1 pseudogene is annotated in these 234 nt (G+C 64.1%); it reads left to right on the top strand.

The window, feature by feature from the left end:
* Positions 1–76: 76 nt before the first annotated feature.
* A pseudogene (locus NET02_RS16375) lies at positions 77–234 on the top strand (DUF3782 domain-containing protein); the annotation flags it as partial.

Genomic DNA, 234 nt, shown 5'->3' with positions numbered 1-234 from the left:
TGAAAGTGCGAGGATTGATACGGCTTCGACCGCGATGGCTGCCACCACCGACCTCTCGTGGGACGACCTCAAGGCCATGATCGCCGCGCTGGCCGAGCAGAGCCGCGAGACCGACCGCCAGCTGCGCGAACTCAAGCGCCAGATCGGCGGTCTGGGCGACAAGTTCGGCTATTTTGCCGAGGGCATGGCGCTGCCGACAATGGAAAAGCTGCTGCGGCGGCGCTTTCACATGGA

This window comes from Thermalbibacter longus (genome assembly GCF_023806485.1).
In the GTDB taxonomy this organism is placed as follows: Bacteria; Chloroflexota; Chloroflexia; order Thermomicrobiales; family Thermomicrobiaceae; genus Thermalbibacter; species Thermalbibacter longus.
This window is presented reverse-complemented; position numbering and strand designations above follow the sequence as displayed.